This is a genomic window from Brumimicrobium glaciale, from assembly GCF_004152935.1.
In the GTDB taxonomy this organism is placed as follows: Bacteria; Bacteroidota; Bacteroidia; order Flavobacteriales_D; family Crocinitomicaceae; genus Brumimicrobium; species Brumimicrobium glaciale.
Genome location: NZ_SETE01000002.1, coordinates 382,224 through 396,931, shown reverse-complemented (window position 1 = coordinate 396,931; position 14,708 = coordinate 382,224). Strand labels below are relative to the sequence as shown.

The 14,708-nt window shown below is 30.5% G+C and carries 11 protein-coding genes; 1 reads left to right on the top strand and 10 read right to left on the bottom strand.

Annotated elements, in window-relative coordinates; all coding sequences use genetic code 11:
• Positions 1-8: 8 nt before the first annotated feature.
• The 8 genes from ERX46_RS05350 to ERX46_RS05315 form a co-directional block, all read right to left on the bottom strand.
• Entirely contained in the window at positions 9-3,206 is a 3,198-nt protein-coding gene (locus ERX46_RS05350; RefSeq protein WP_130092809.1) for a C1 family peptidase, read from the bottom strand.
• A gap of 66 nt (positions 3,207-3,272) precedes the next feature.
• A complete protein-coding gene (locus ERX46_RS05345; protein WP_130092808.1) occupies positions 3,273-6,047 on the bottom strand; it encodes a tubulin-like doman-containing protein in 2,775 nt (924 codons plus the stop codon).
• Positions 6,048-6,065: 18 nt separating this feature from the next.
• Entirely contained in the window at positions 6,066-6,974 is a 909-nt protein-coding gene (locus tag ERX46_RS05340; protein WP_130092807.1) for a hypothetical protein, read from the bottom strand.
• A complete protein-coding gene (locus ERX46_RS05335; RefSeq protein ID WP_165366158.1) occupies positions 6,967-7,887 on the bottom strand; it encodes a vWA domain-containing protein in 921 nt (306 codons plus the stop codon). Before ERX46_RS05335 ends, ERX46_RS05340 begins: the two co-directional genes overlap by 8 nt.
• A 277-nt stretch (positions 7,888-8,164) precedes the next feature.
• A complete protein-coding gene (locus tag ERX46_RS05330; RefSeq protein WP_130092805.1) occupies positions 8,165-8,704 on the bottom strand; it encodes a zinc ribbon domain-containing protein in 540 nt (179 codons plus the stop codon).
• A 242-nt stretch (positions 8,705-8,946) separates the two neighbouring features.
• A complete protein-coding gene (locus tag ERX46_RS05325) occupies positions 8,947-9,204 on the bottom strand; it encodes a hypothetical protein (RefSeq protein ID WP_130092804.1) in 258 nt (85 codons plus the stop codon).
• Positions 9,205-9,459: 255 nt separating this feature from the next.
• Positions 9,460-10,206, bottom strand: a complete 747-nt coding sequence (locus tag ERX46_RS05320; RefSeq protein ID WP_130092803.1) for an N-formylglutamate amidohydrolase — start codon at positions 10,204-10,206, stop codon at positions 9,460-9,462.
• Positions 10,207-10,606: 400 nt separating this feature from the next.
• Positions 10,607-11,299 carry a lysozyme inhibitor LprI family protein gene (locus ERX46_RS05315; protein WP_130092802.1) on the bottom strand — a complete coding sequence of 231 codons (693 nt, stop codon included), beginning with the start codon at positions 11,297-11,299 and terminating at the stop codon, positions 10,607-10,609.
• A 463-nt stretch (positions 11,300-11,762) separates the two neighbouring features.
• Here ERX46_RS05315 and ERX46_RS05310 point away from each other — a divergent pair, with 463 nt between their 5' ends.
• On the top strand, positions 11,763-12,272 hold the full coding sequence (locus ERX46_RS05310) for an NADPH-dependent FMN reductase (protein ID WP_130092801.1): 510 nt from the start codon (positions 11,763-11,765) through the stop codon (positions 12,270-12,272).
• Between the two features lie 199 nt (positions 12,273-12,471).
• Here the strand turns inward: ERX46_RS05310 and ERX46_RS05305 are convergent, their stop codons facing one another.
• Together ERX46_RS05305 and ERX46_RS05300 are read right to left on the bottom strand one after the other, a co-directional pair.
• The gene (locus ERX46_RS05305) at positions 12,472-13,659 is read right to left on the bottom strand and encodes a class I SAM-dependent methyltransferase (RefSeq protein WP_130092800.1); all 1,188 of its coding nucleotides are present in this window, start codon (positions 13,657-13,659) and stop codon (positions 12,472-12,474) included.
• A gap of 137 nt (positions 13,660-13,796) precedes the next feature.
• On the bottom strand, positions 13,797-14,699 hold the full coding sequence (locus ERX46_RS05300) for a LicD family protein (protein ID WP_130092799.1): 903 nt from the start codon (positions 14,697-14,699) through the stop codon (positions 13,797-13,799).
• Positions 14,700-14,708 lie beyond the last annotated feature (9 nt).

Here is a 14,708-nt window from a genome sequence, read left to right as displayed (position 1 = left end):
AATTGTCATTACAAGTCATAGCTAACTAAACTTTGAATACTATCTAAAGGCGCAACTTGGATAGCAACATACTTCTTACTATTATCCTTTCTAAAAGTCAATATCGGTTTGATTGCTGCATCTCTATGTCTCGCAAACTCTTTAAGTTTACCATGTTCATTACTATTGATTTGCTCATGAAGTACATAGTTTTGAATCTCTAGTGATTTAGAAGAGTGTTTTAAATTACAAAACGGCATGGATATTTTCTGAGTTTTGTTTATTAAGCCATCAAGAGGTGGCGCTGAATCAAAATAGGCATATTTGGTTTCGCCCTGAATATAATCTACTATGCTTATATCTAAAATTTCGGCAATACTTACATTAATATCTTTTGATAGGTAGCTTTCCAATTCTTCAAATACTTCATTCTGATTATCTGAATTTTGTTTGTATTTTTCATAAAACATATCAGTGAAGCAAGGTAAGTTTTGAAGAAACTTCTTTTCTTCACTAACTAGATATTTAAGCAACGGCTCTTTTTCAACAACATTTATTACGAAATCAGGTGAATCGAATTCAATTTTATTTAGGGCTATTTCACTTTCTAATTGCCATTCTTTAATTGCTGAATGATAACTCGACATCGCTTTATATCGTTTAAGCAAACTCAGATTCATATCTTCAAACATTTCAAACAAAGCATCAGCAGTTTCAAAAGTATACATTTCTTTTTCCTTAGAATCATTACTAATTGGATTTTCTGATGCTAACATTTTATTCTTCTTTGCGAGCTGAGAGGCACCAACAAGCAAAATAACTATCCCAATAACTACTCCTAACAGAGTTCCTGTTAATGAAATAAAACTAGTAAATAATACAGAAACAATTGAAATAATAACTCCAAGTGCTATAATAAGTAAGGGTTTATTTTTATTAACTTTTAATTCAATATCACTTACAGCGGGTTGAACAGGTTTTTGAGTTAGATTTGATTCTGATTTTTCGAAGAGTTCTTTTCTGAAGAGCGGATCTTTAATTTTTTCAGCATTAACATCATTCAAATATGCCAGTTCATCATGTTCTTGTTTGGCATTAGCTAAGTCTCTTCTTTTTTCTCTTAAATTATATTCTCTAATTACTTTTCTTCGGATTATAGTATCACTCAAGAAATTAAAGCTTGTATTATTCTCTATTTTAAATTCAGCAAATGACAAATCTACTATTTCCGTAATCACAAAAGCCTCTTGACAAAACTCAGGATCAGTAATATAATCGTATGGAGCATAACAATACCCTTTATCACCGAACTTCTCCCCCCAACTATTTCTTAATTTAAACAGTTTTTCCTCATCATTATATCCAACAATTAATAAAGCATGATTACCGTGACTATCATAACTATTTTCATTAGTTGAAGGAAAAGGAATTATTCCCGATTTATTTTTAGGATAGAAAGATTTAAAAATTTTCAGACCAATAATAACAGGATGACCATTAGCTATAGCATTTTTAAATTCATTTTCATTTATTTCAATTCTAGATGCACTTTTAACTAACTGACGTTGAGCTTCTGAATAAGCTTCATCGACCGGCTTGTTCATAAATGCATCAATCTTATAAGGATGGAGCTTTGAAGTACAAGCTCCTTTCTCCCTAACGGAATGGATAGCGTCTAATATACTCGTACCTACCTCGACATCAGTGTTGCCATTTAATTCTCTAGTATTATAATAAACAAAAAGTTCGCTTATATCGACCTTTTTATTATTTCGTTTTGCATAATATTCATAAACAGCTGTAATGGGGAAAGCTGTACAACTCCCTAACTCGCCTTGGTTCTTTACTTTTGTAAAGTCAGCTGAAAGGTCTAAACTGTTTGGTATATCAACTTTATTATAAGAATAAAACTCATCACTCGGACTAATTTTAGACGGGATATAACCTGAAGCGTTTATTCTTTGCCCATCCACACTAAATATTCCTTCATCGAAAGATATATTTAAGTCACTGCGTAATTCAAAAGATTGATCTTCTAGTTTTTTTAAATTTTTCTCATCCCTTTTTATGCCTTGGATTAAATCAGAAATCTTGCTTTTGAGTTTTTTTTGTTCAAAAAAATCAACTCGCTCATTTTCATTCAAAAAACCATTAAAATAATCAATTATATCAAACTCTAAGTCAGCAATGTTTAATCTCTCTTTTTCCCAGTCAATGCCATCAATCTCTTTATCACTCTCTCCTAACAGATTAGCGAGCAGTGATTTTGATTCACCAATAGTTTTACTTCTACTTAAAATCAGTTCTTCTAACTTGTCCTTAAAATCTGATATATACTTCTCTGAATTAGAAGTTAATGCCCTACTATTTTCTTCAGAAAATGGGAAGTCTTCTAAAAATTGGGTGAAGAAGTTTTGATGCTTCTCAATAAAAGGATTACAAAGCTTACTTATATCTCTTAATTGTGCACCATTTTTATCTAAAACACCTTCTTGTTTAAATTTAAACTGTAAAATGGTATTGGTTACGACATTTCTGAAAAGCAGCTCATTAAAATGAATAACACCTAAGCCAAAGACTTTTGACTTATTCATTATTGCTCCAGATGTTTCACAGATCATTTGGAAAACTATAAATTCACTAATAGCAAAACCCAGCCATTCAGAGCTTAAGTTCAATACCACCCTTTCTTCATTCCTATCATCCAAATAATAAATATCTCTAATTACAGAGTCATATTCATCGGTTATTTGCTCCAAAGCCAATAATTCATCGTGAATATTGATTTCTTGAATGTTAGTACTTCTATTAATGTCATAAAGAACTACAAAAACTTTAACATTAACATCTGCTATTTGTTGTTCTTCCTTTAGCTCTTTAATAGCTTCTAGAAGTACTTTTAATTGAGTGTTTGAGTATTTATCAAAAATCGAGATAATTATATTCACATTTATATCACCATCAACTTTACCATCTACAACATTCCTTAATCTATTAATTTTCCCATATAATTCAGAATCAAACCATGTCTTAACATTTTCTGATTGATAAAGCTCTCCATCTTTTATTATAGAAAGTGATTGTATTGAATCTTTCAATTCCATCGCTGAAGAAAGAATGAAATTCTCATAGAAATTATTTTCATGATTATTTAAGTGTAAATCAATCATTGAAACGAGTTCTTTACCTTGTTTATTAATACCGATGATAATGGAAGATGCTGGCATGAATTATATGTTTAAAGTTATTTAAAAAGGCTATATCATTAATGATATAGCCTTTATATAAGTACGTTATGCTTCTAAATCTGTAACAAAAAGAATTTCATTACTGAATAACTCTCTCACTCTAGACATCTTAGAATCATCTAATTCTTCCATCTCAAAATCTCTTTTTGAAAATTTGTCAACATAATTCAATTCAGAAACAACTTCAGCAATTAATTTTTGATTACCTGTTTCTCCTAAGGTGCTAACTTTATCATCTATCATTTTTTTAAACTCTACTTGTAATTTTCTTCTTTTAAATTCATCAAAGGCTTCATCTCTATATTTACCCAAAACAAACCAAAAGCCTTTGATAGGGTCACCATGCTTTCGGCTATAAGCCAGGTAGTTTTTACCATCATATTTTATGAAGTCGTAAATCAATCCAAATACCCAATACTCTAAACTATGATCCTCACGTTTCGTTGGATATATATCAAAACCTTCTTGCTCCATTTTAACTAGCCAGTTTGCATCTATATGATGATTGATACTGCTTAATTTACTTTTCTCTTCATACAATGCCATATTAGAAACTGCATAAATAGGAACAGTTGCTTCCATTCTATAAATTACTATTCTATCATGCATATTGGTGGAATTGAAATTTGCTTTTTGATTCGTTCCAAGAAGGTTCGTAAACAAATTATCCTTCACGAAAACTGAATTGCTGCTATTTGGAACTCCCACAATAAAAGCTTCATGATGCTGTCTATTTACAACATGTCCTTTGTAATTATAGGACCAAAGTGGATTCGATTTAATGATTAATTCTTTTATCATATCATTTAATTCTTCTGTAGAATACGATGATAATATATCGTCAATCTTTCTATTTCGATATTCTAAAGCTTTTGGTAATTCTTTAGAAAAAAACCAAAATGCATCATAAATCAATTTATCTGTCATCTCCGAATAATCATACAAACCATTATTATGATCATTAGAAATGCTCTTGATGAAATCACTTATGCTTAAATCAGTATCAGATACTTTCACCTTATTCACAAAATCACGATGTAATTCTTTGACAAACTTTTTTGGAACCTCATTAATTTGATTTTGTAAGCCTATAAACCTTGATTCACAGTCTTCTGCAATATTTGTCAACTTAAACATGATGTCTTTAACTCTTGAGTGATGACTATCAATAGTTAATAGGAGTTGGTTGAAGAAAATTATAGCATGTTGACGTCTATAAACTTCATGTAAGTTACTAGCAACTATATTTACCGCTTGTATAATTCCATCCCTAGTATCATTTAAAGAAGAGCCAAACTTTTTTTGCATATAGCTTAGTTCCTTCAATTCTGAAATGTTTTGACTTAACTGATTTCTATATGCTTTATCATTTAAATTTTTTTCTTTTTCCTCGGCCTTCATTTCTTCTAAGAAAACATTAACATGTTTAGTTAAAGCATTTAAAAAGCGTTCTACATTTCCTACTCCAGAAGCTTTGTTGATATGATCAACAATAAACTTATCCAATTTTTCATTTACTTCCCTTTGCTTAAAATTGAAGTTTTCTATAATTTCTTTTTTTGCTGTCTCAGAGATATTTCCTAAGTAAGATGCTGCTTCAGTCTCTATTGATTTTTCATCCTGTATGAAGTTATATGGAATACTAGGGTTTTCTGATAAGAGAGAGTCAATTAAATCATTATTTTCATCACCATTATTCTCTCTAATTTTGGCATCACTAATAAAGATATCATCCAAATCAAACGAGTTCGTTTCTGGTGTTATTAAATTGTTGATAATTGCTACCGATGCCTTGTGAGCGTATATATTTCCAAGTTTATTACCATCATAATAAAGCTCACTAAGTCCAAGACCGCATGCCCAAGATTGTTTGTCTTCAACCTTCATGGATCCACCAGCGATAACTGTCTTAACATTGTCATAAGAGCTAGCCATAGATCCACTTAATTCACTTGCCCCAGTAAACATAGCTAAGCCTATCAATTCACTTAAATCATTGATTTTCGTATAAGTATTAGCGTTTTTATCACTATTGTTTATCGTGAAAACTAAATCAAAAGGAGGAGTTACAATTTCTATGGTTTTATTCGCATATTTAATTTCAAGCGGTTTTTTATCAAAATTATGGTGCATTAAATAATCTAAATCGTATAATGCTCCATAGCCGTTAGGTAATACGTTTGCCATAGCAGGCCCAGTCATCATAGCGTTAAAAACATCTGGAAGAATGGCAAAACCAATTATTGAAACGCCTACATTAGCATTAATACTTTTTGAAACCTCTTTAACAATATAAGCTATATCCAAGAATGTTCCACTTCCTGTTCCTCCTGCAACAGAAAACATCATGTTTACTTCTACATCATCACCATTTACTTCAAATTTTTTATTTGAAATTGAATCAGCATTTAAAATAGAGGTTAACTTACTTTGAATGGCATGCTCTATAGCACCATAATTAAAATGAGTAGCAAATCGACCATTTGACCTAACTTGTCCAGCACCATCTTTTAAACTCACAAGCAAAGGTCTATTTTCAATAGGAACAAAATTAAATAACTCCGCTTGTTGCTTTAATACTTCTTGAGGGCTATGAACTTTTATATAAAGAAACTCTGAACTGTCTAAGCCGATTCTTTGATCTCCTAAATTACTATCAAGTACTGTGTTTTTACTGTCTCCATCTGTATCGAGTGCTAAAAAAGCAGTCATTGGGGGGATTTCTCCGTACGTATCAATAAATCTTTTTTTAGTATGCAAGATTGATCTTAATCCTGTACCTCCTAATCCTATAAATAAACTTCTTTTTAATTTTGCCATTATAATGTGTTTTTTGAATTATGAATATTGTATTTCTATTGATTCATTATTATACTGAATAGAGTATTTATTAAATTTTTCCAAATTGATAACTGAGGGACTAATTCGAGCACCGATTGGCAACTTAATCTTCAATTTGCTACCTCTGCCAGGTCTCAAAATAATGTCTTCTTGGTACATGGTGTTTACCTCGTAGATAACTTTCCCTGTGAATACCTTATTTAAAAGCTTTTGTTTTTTTTGCGTAGCTGTTAATACAATAAGTTTTGCTTTTCGATTAAAAGTGATCCCACCAAAATAAGGCTTTAGAATCTGAATTTTTCCTTTTTTAAATTTTGGATAGATTCTGTTTCTAAAAACTAAAAACCACAACAAAAGAATTGAAAGAACTATTACACTAAACCACATTAATCCTTTTTTTAATGGATTCATTATTAGTTTATGATTTGCTTCCCATTTAAACAATCTCAATTCTGAGGATGTATTTAAATCTGTATTATTAACGATGTCTAAATCATGGCTTGAAATAGAAATAAACCCTGAAGTATACCCCGCTGGATAATCAGGTAAAAGTTGTATACCTATTCTGATCTTACCGCTAACAGATTTCTCACTATTAATTTCAAATTCATTATTCACAACAAATTCATCATTGATATAAAGTCTAATGTTTTTATTAGTTAGAATGTTTTGGGAAGTGTCAACTAGTTTGATTGCTATTTTAGATTTTTGCTCGAAGGCATAATCATTAAAATCATATTTTAAAGTCTTCGAAATGATTAATGTATCACTCTTACTGAATAAGAAAGGTTTGTAATATTCTGAAATACCAAAATCTTTTGTTGGACCTTGATATTTATCTCCCTCTTTACAACTATACAAAAAGAGAATACTTAAGATAAGAATTGATATTTTTTTTTTATTCATCATCAGTAAATTCTAAGGTTAAAACTCTTTCTTTTTTATTTCGAACAGAGATAATTATTTTAGGATTTAGAATCTTTACATCTTGAATAGTAGATAGCTTCATAATCATTTTAGATTCTCCATCAGGATTGTTTTTTATTAACTCTTCAAAAGAGTCATCATTTTTTCTTTTAAGTTCAATGAGGATTTTATTGTTTTTAATAGTAGCACTTTTACTTTTCAATTCGAAAAGTGAATTTTCTTCTAGATTTAAATCTATCGTAAGATTATTGCCAATATAAGTCCAATCATTAGCCGTTAAGGCAATCTCTATCCTCTCCGGATTATCGTTTAAATTAATTTTAATTTCATTTGAGCTAGGCTTTATGAAAGCAATATTAATATTTGTTCCTTTAACTGCATAAGCATTACATTCATTCTTAACTATTTCAATTATCTGTTCACTTGCAGCAACTTCTGTTAGCATTACATAAAACAAATGGACATCTTTTTTATTTGAATAATCACACCAATTATTTAAGGAGGATAATAATTCTGATTCACTAAAATCTACCTTATTAATTTTATTTGGAGAGCTAGGAACAGTGGACTGCTTACCATCAGTAAGTAAGAATATATAATTAACCCTAGAATTATCTATCTTCTCTTTAGCCTTTTCTAAGGCGGAATAAATATCTGTGTATCCTCCAGGAACAGACTTCAAAGTATAAGAATTAATCACCTTTTTTGCTTCATTGAACTTATCAACGTCTCCAGCTTTAAAAGTCCAAGAGCCTAGAGCTTCATATGTGTGAGTTGCTTGAAAAGGAATAATTGTTACTATAGTTTCTGGATCTTTTATATCTTCTATCCCCTTGAAAAGAGCATTTTTTACTTCTTCATATATATCAGGTCCATTATCTGATCCCCACATAGATTTCGTGATGTCAAGCATATAAATACGCTTTTCTTTCTTGAAGTTCTGTCCAAAACTAAAGCCCGATGTGAGAATAAGGAATAGAAAAAGTAGTTTTTTTAAGATCATTGATTTTTATTGGTTTAATTTGGTTTCAGATATAAAAAGCCTTTAAATAATAAGTTTTAGGTTAATGAACCTAAATAAAAGGTAACACTCAAATATAATATTAATCTTTCGAAAATGTTAATAAAAGTGAATAAATAATATAAGGTTTTATTTGTTTTAAATTGTGTTATTTTAATATCATCTTAATCGGCATAGTCTTACTTTCTAACAGCAATAGATTCCGCTTCTTGTATTTCTCTTCTGCTGCAATAATAAAAGCTGGATTATATCCGCTTGATTTCGAAGATAAAATCTCTATTAATTCAGCGTCATTTTTTTTTGATACAGTTTCCACCCATTCTTTACTGGCTTCAAGATGTTTGCTTCTTTCAGTTTCTGCATTTTTCTGTAAAGCATTGTGTATTTTTTGCATTTGAATATTCTTCTCTTCTTCAGAAATTTTATTCTCTATAAATGATGAATTTATTTCTGCAATCGATTTGTAACTCTTAAATCCTACAGAATCTAGTTCAATCCCATAATTGCATATAGGACAGTAATACCAATAGATCGTGTTATAAGGAAAAATGGGGATAAAAAATAATGTAAAGAATTTTGATAATCGATTGAGTTGCCAAAATTCAGTGTTATTATAATTTTGATATTGGTTTTGTTCAACAGGTCCAAAGGAGGTAGTTATTTGAAGTGTTCCGAAGATAACAAACATAATCATTGTGATTTAGGTAAGTAAACAATTATAACCTAGTAACAATTAAAATGAAATCTATCGTCCCATTAGTAAGGAATTTCCGTCTTACAATTCTCCCAAAATAAATGGCTATGAACACCGTTCATATACTGTTCAATAAAACTAACAATTTCTTTTTCCATTATTGGTGTTGCTTCAGTAAACTTATTATAAAATATTAATTGATGTATATTTTTGGTAGCACTTTGGTTCATTTTATATTAATCAACCTTTCTAATGAATCTTATTACAAAAATCACAATAATTATAAAGACTACTAAGCCAATCGTTCTACCAATAGCTATTTCATCTGGATCCAAATAGTAATCAACGCCTCCGTGCCAACTGCATGTCCCGCTGCCTGTAGAATGACTTCTCCATCCATCTCGACAAATTGCACCTTTGCCCTTTTTACAAGCTGCAACTAAAAAAAATACGAAAGTGAAAAGGATGAACCTTAACCAATAATATAACTTCATCTGTTTTGATTTATTAGGTATGTCGACAGTATGATTTATGATTGTATTGTTAACAAATGGTTGAAAATACGAGATTGAACCTTTTGGTAGAGCTATATTATATTTATTTATCTACTAATCCCTCCCAAAAATCAATCCTTTTACTTATCAAAACAGCCTTTATAATTTTCAAGAATTGAACTTAAAACCCTCTGTCATCCCAAACCTTGACAAGAACAAACCCCACCTTCTAATCAACAATTTTATCACTCCTATTTATAAACTACTTTTAATTGTCTTCATGAATTCAGATGTGATTTCCTTTATTTCTAAATATCGTTCTGACTTTTCATTCGTAGGTTCGTTTAAGTATAATCCTCTATTTATTTCAAGCATTATTGTTTGAACATTTTTGTTCTTATTATAATATTCTAATGGAACAATTGAGCCCTTGTAAGGCCAATCGATTCCTAAAGAATATCCTGCATTTTTAAAGAATGAAACAGATAAATCAACGAGTTTCTGTGGTGTATGAAAAGCATCTGTTCCAATATTAAAATCTGGACGATCTGAATTTTTATCGAGGTCTCTTATCAAAGGAGTACTTGGGTAGGAATGACAATCGATAATTAATGCCTTTCCAAAGAGGTCTAATTGTTTTTTTACAGCTTTACTTAGCTTTTCGTGATGCTTCCAATAGTATTCTGTAAGGACCTTTTCTTTGAGCTCTGGTGTTACATTTCTTATTGTTTCATCATTATCATTTTTTTCGTAAAGAACTCCCATTCCAAATTGCGCCATTACCTCTTGTGCATCGTCTGTAAATCTTTCAGCGTCACAAAATATTCTAGAAAATTCAGCCTTTATCATTTCATCTTCCTTGGGATAGAAAAGATCATCGGTATACCAATCGGTTAATTTTAATATTTCTTTATCTAATGAAGCGGAGTCGACAACATAGCCTTCTTTGAATGGGATATTTGTAGACGAATGAGGTATATGAAGGATGATTTTATTTTTCAAAATTTAAGTGCTTGGGGTTAATAGATTAAATTATTTATTTCCTATAAACATACATTTTCTGTTTCGTTTAAACAAGACTTGAGATAAGTTTGATTTGGAATTCAAAGTATAAGCTATCCTAATTTAATTGTAACAGTGGTTTCCTAATATGTGAAGAACAAATTAAAAACAGCTGTATATATTAAATCAATACTATCCGTTAATTCCTTTAAGATAGGGGTGTAATTATCCAAAACAAAACTTCTTGTTATTTATTTTTGAAAGTAGATATTCTCCCTGAATTTCTAATTATCTTTAACATATTGAGGGTTTTTCTCTTCGAAGCCGGTTAAGTTTTTGAACCACATCTTAATTTAGGTTAATTTATAATATTTTAAAAGTAGTCCAAACCAATTAATTCCTATCTCTTATTTTCTATTGTACCACTGCACATTTTACCACTTACTTCGCCAATAAGCCAATTATTAAGCATTACAATACGCTGGTCTGTTAACTCGATTAAATATTCAAAATAGCAAAGATTAAATGCGCTAACATCACGAGAGTAGGAATCTTCTGGATACTTTACCAGTATTTGGGAACGCATATATTTATACCATAGGTCTTGAGACTTGTCTAGATTGCTAATGAAACTTTTACCTCTACTTTCTCGGTAACTATCATTGGTTTTATTATCCTCTTTTATTGTTTCTATAACCTTGGCAAGAAGAATTTTTCTGTCAATATATTTTTGCTCCATGCCTATGTTAATTTCAATTTGAGAGCCTTTAAAAATATGATCATACTTAGCTGGGTCAGGATAAATTTCTTTTTGTATTTCTATTATTTTCTTTCCTAAAGAAGTTGTTGAGTCTAACTGAGCTATGATTTTATTCGCTTTGGAAATGTTGTTTTCAACTATAACTTCTTCTATTAAAGTATCTATATCAGCAACAAAAACAGTATTCGTATCAATTTCCGTTAGTGGAACTTCTGTTTCTATATTGGTGGAATCCTTTTCAGTACATGATGAAATAGGGATGAAAACGAGTAAACTCAATATTAAACAGAATTTACTGAAAGACTTTAAAGAAGTAGAATTGGATTTTTTCATAGTGGTCATTGTTTTGGATTTGATTATTCTCAAATATAATAAACGATTAGTATAAAAAGGTGAACTAAAAATAATAAAGCAGATTTTCACCTTAAATCTTACACTGATTAGATTAATTTTAAACTTAAGAAATATTAACTAAATTAATAATACATTTTTTTATTGTGTTCTATATGTGTTTTTGTTTCTTAAAGCCCTATAAACAAAAGCCTATTACTTCATGCATCGGAAAATAGTAACTTTTTATTTATCCATAAATTTCATAAATGAAACTCCCTTCGGGCTAATTACGGACGTTTTATAAAACGTCTGCACCAAACTCAGAACTTCCGTTAAAAGCGAAAGAATAAGAATCTCCAAACCTACAATTCCCTCGATTTACCTAATTCCATTCTCAAAACTTAATGCTAGTTTTTTTATCTTTACTCATTCATCTGATAAAACAAATTCTAAAAACATAAATATGAAAATCTTAGCAATTTCTGGTTCTGCAAGCATAAAAAGCAGCAATTACTATCTTTTAAAAGCCATTCAAACACTGTTTAAAGACCGTTTTGAGATCACTATTTATGATTCGCTGTCAGAATTCCCATTGTTTACTCCGCAACGCTTAAAGGAAGGGATTCCTGAAATTGTTCAAGATTTTAAAGGGCAACTTTTTAAAGCTGATGCAGTGGTGATTTCTACTCCAGAATATACGCATAACATTCCGGCTGTTTTGAAAAATATGATAGAGTGGTGCACGCATTCAGGAGAGTTTACTGATAAAAAGGTATTGCCCATTACTTTTACACCCTATGAACCAAGAGGAGAAAATGCGATGAAATCTCTCTTGTTTTCATTAAGCGCCTTGGATGCAAAACCAATTGTTCAGCTTCCAATTTATAAAACTGATGTTACAATTGGAGATGAAGTAATACTGCTTTCTGATGACGTGAAAGAATTGATTGAAAGTGCTTTTGAATTGTTTTGAGTTTCTTTTTCTGAATGCTTTTCTGAGTCAAAAACACCAATACCTTCCGTTATAAACAAGAAAGAATACGTTTAAAAATCTCATCTTACTCAAAAAACAATCCCCTGTAAACAGAAGTCTACAGGGGATTACTAAATATTTTTGCTTGACTATTATTTGTTCATAATCAGCGTGCTCTTAAACACGAATACCTTATATGTTAGGATTTTAACGTAACTCTAATACAATAAGGATTCTCTTCTTTGTAAATAGCCAAATCATTGTCTTCTAACATATATTCTATATTGAAAAGTGGTTTTAACTTTTCCTCTAAATAGCTTTTCGAATACAAATATCTGTAATGTTTATCTCCAATTGACGATTTGAAAAATGTGATTGATTTCTTGTCGTTGGTAATGTTTTTGGAAGATCTAGTTTCAATATAGAAGATGAAATTTTCTGATTCTGACTTAATTTTATTCAATAATGCATCTAGAATATCTTCTTTAATTGAATGAACAAAGAAACGAGCATAGAAAACGTTATATTTCTGTAAATCAACATTTAGAACGCTGTCATTGTAAGTTTTGATTAAAGGGTCGCTTAGGTTAAAACTAAGGTCAACTCCTTCGATATTTACTCCATTACTGTGAAAGTATTTTGTGTCTCTTAAGTTTCCACAACCTAGGTCAACCATTTTTATTGTTCCTAAATCAGCGTATCTTTTTTCTAAATCGGACAATACAAATCTTGCAAAATCAGATTCTTTATTGAGGTCTTTATTTGATTTGTAAAATTCATCCCAGTAAGATTTGTTTTCAAAATTCATTAGCGAATTGAAATCACTTTCTGATTCACTAAACTTAAAACGCTCCTCTGTCTTAATTGCATTATTTGGAGATTCAGTAATTGACCAATTTTTATCTGGAGTTTGCCAGGTTGGGCCATATTGCTGCTTTAAAACATCTTCAGTGCTTGCAGGAATAAAGAACTGATTTCCATGATATGTTGCTTCAGTTAATTCAAATGGTGCGTAAACATAATCATATTTCAAGCTTTCGATTCCATCCACATCTACATAAACAGAATGATACCATTTCGCTTTCTCCTTATAAAAGAAAAATAGATTGGTTTTAACATCATTCTTTGCTATTTCAACCATAAATCCGTCTTCTAATTTTCCGAAAAAACGCACAATAGAAAAGTTAGCCTCATTGATCCTCTGAAACATATCTTTCGAAATTGTTTTCACATTAACAGACATATCAGTATTAGAATCACCAGAAATTAAATCATTATCACGGTATAAACCCAATAATGTTCCGTTTGATAACCAGTATTCTACGCCTAGTTCTCTAAAAATTGTATCCAATTCTTTGAGGTTGTTTACTGCTTGGCTTTTATTCATTTTGTTTTCTGTAAGTGAGGATTATTGAGTAAAATAATTTACTGTTTCAAAAATGTAAGCGGTAAAGATAATGAAATCTCGTTCAGTATTTAAATGCAATTTAGACAATGCAATAAATGACTTTGAAATTTCGTGTTCTATATCGTATTCTTATCTAGATTTTTGATTTTAGTAGGCAATGTAAAACTTCCTTTAATAGCTTTTAAAGCATAAAGTGTCCAAAGTAGTTTCTTTGTTAAGAATACAGGGATTTTAGCTGGACCAAGTGATTTTGAGTAAGGTTTGCGCTTATCTTCTGGTGGAGGAATAATGAAATTCTCACCATATAAATTAGATAGATATGTTTTCGTGTCTCTTGGCGCAAAAAACTTCGTGTCTTCAAATTCAAGCTCTTGCAATGGGAATAGATCAGTGTAGTTATATGGTTTTACTTCCCTCGAAAAGAAGATGTCGTTATAGATATTTTCATAAACGTGATTTTCGTCCATAACATCAAGTTCATCAACGTAACTGATGAAATTTTTAAGGTAGCGTTCACGTTTGAATAAGAAACTGCCTGTTAAAAGATGTTCTTTAATCAAGGCTTTATTTTCGATTTTCACCTTCTTCTTTTTCCCAAAAATATAAGCGTATAAATTCACTCTATCTACATCATTTTGAATTGCTTCGGGCGTATTAGGAATAGATTTAACTTTTACCAAATCAATTTTGATAGGGTACAAGTGGTCACTCATAATGCGCGTATCTGCCAAGTATTCCGAATAATGTGGAAAAGGTCTGTTTTCGTTGTATAAAATATAATGTGGATGCTCAATTAAAACCTCCTCTTTCAATACTTTGAGCAATTTTCGATACTCAGCAACCGGAAAGCACATGTCTAAATCATCATCCCACTGAATAAAACCTTTATTCCTCACAGCACCCAAAACAGTTCCAGTACAAATCCAATAAGTGATATTATGTTCTCTGCATTTTTGATCAATTATTTTTGCCATTTCAAGCAATGCAGCTTGTGTTTCTTTGAGGTATTTGAAATCCATGTGATGTAA

Coding starts and splice junctions, on each gene's coding strand:
- ERX46_RS05350 (WP_130092809.1), bottom strand. CDS start 3,206: ATGCCAGCATCTTCCATTATCATCGGTATTAATAAACAAGGTAAAGAA.
- ERX46_RS05345 (WP_130092808.1), bottom strand. CDS start 6,047: ATGGCAAAATTAAAAAGAAGTTTATTTATAGGATTAGGAGGTACAGGA.
- ERX46_RS05340 (WP_130092807.1), bottom strand. CDS start 6,974: ATGAATAAAAAAAAAATATCAATTCTTATCTTAAGTATTCTCTTTTTG.
- ERX46_RS05335 (WP_165366158.1), bottom strand. CDS start 7,887: ATGTGGGGATCAGATAATGGACCTGATATATATGAAGAAGTAAAAAAT.
- ERX46_RS05330 (WP_130092805.1), bottom strand. CDS start 8,704: ATGTTTGTTATCTTCGGAACACTTCAAATAACTACCTCCTTTGGACCT.
- ERX46_RS05325 (WP_130092804.1), bottom strand. CDS start 9,204: ATGAAGTTATATTATTGGTTAAGGTTCATCCTTTTCACTTTCGTATTT.
- ERX46_RS05315 (WP_130092802.1), bottom strand. CDS start 11,299: ATGAAAAAATCCAATTCTACTTCTTTAAAGTCTTTCAGTAAATTCTGT.
- ERX46_RS05310 (WP_130092801.1), top strand. CDS start 11,763: ATGAAAATCTTAGCAATTTCTGGTTCTGCAAGCATAAAAAGCAGCAAT.
- ERX46_RS05305 (WP_130092800.1), bottom strand. CDS start 13,659: ATGAATAAAAGCCAAGCAGTAAACAACCTCAAAGAATTGGATACAATT.
- ERX46_RS05300 (WP_130092799.1), bottom strand. CDS start 14,699: ATGGATTTCAAATACCTCAAAGAAACACAAGCTGCATTGCTTGAAATG.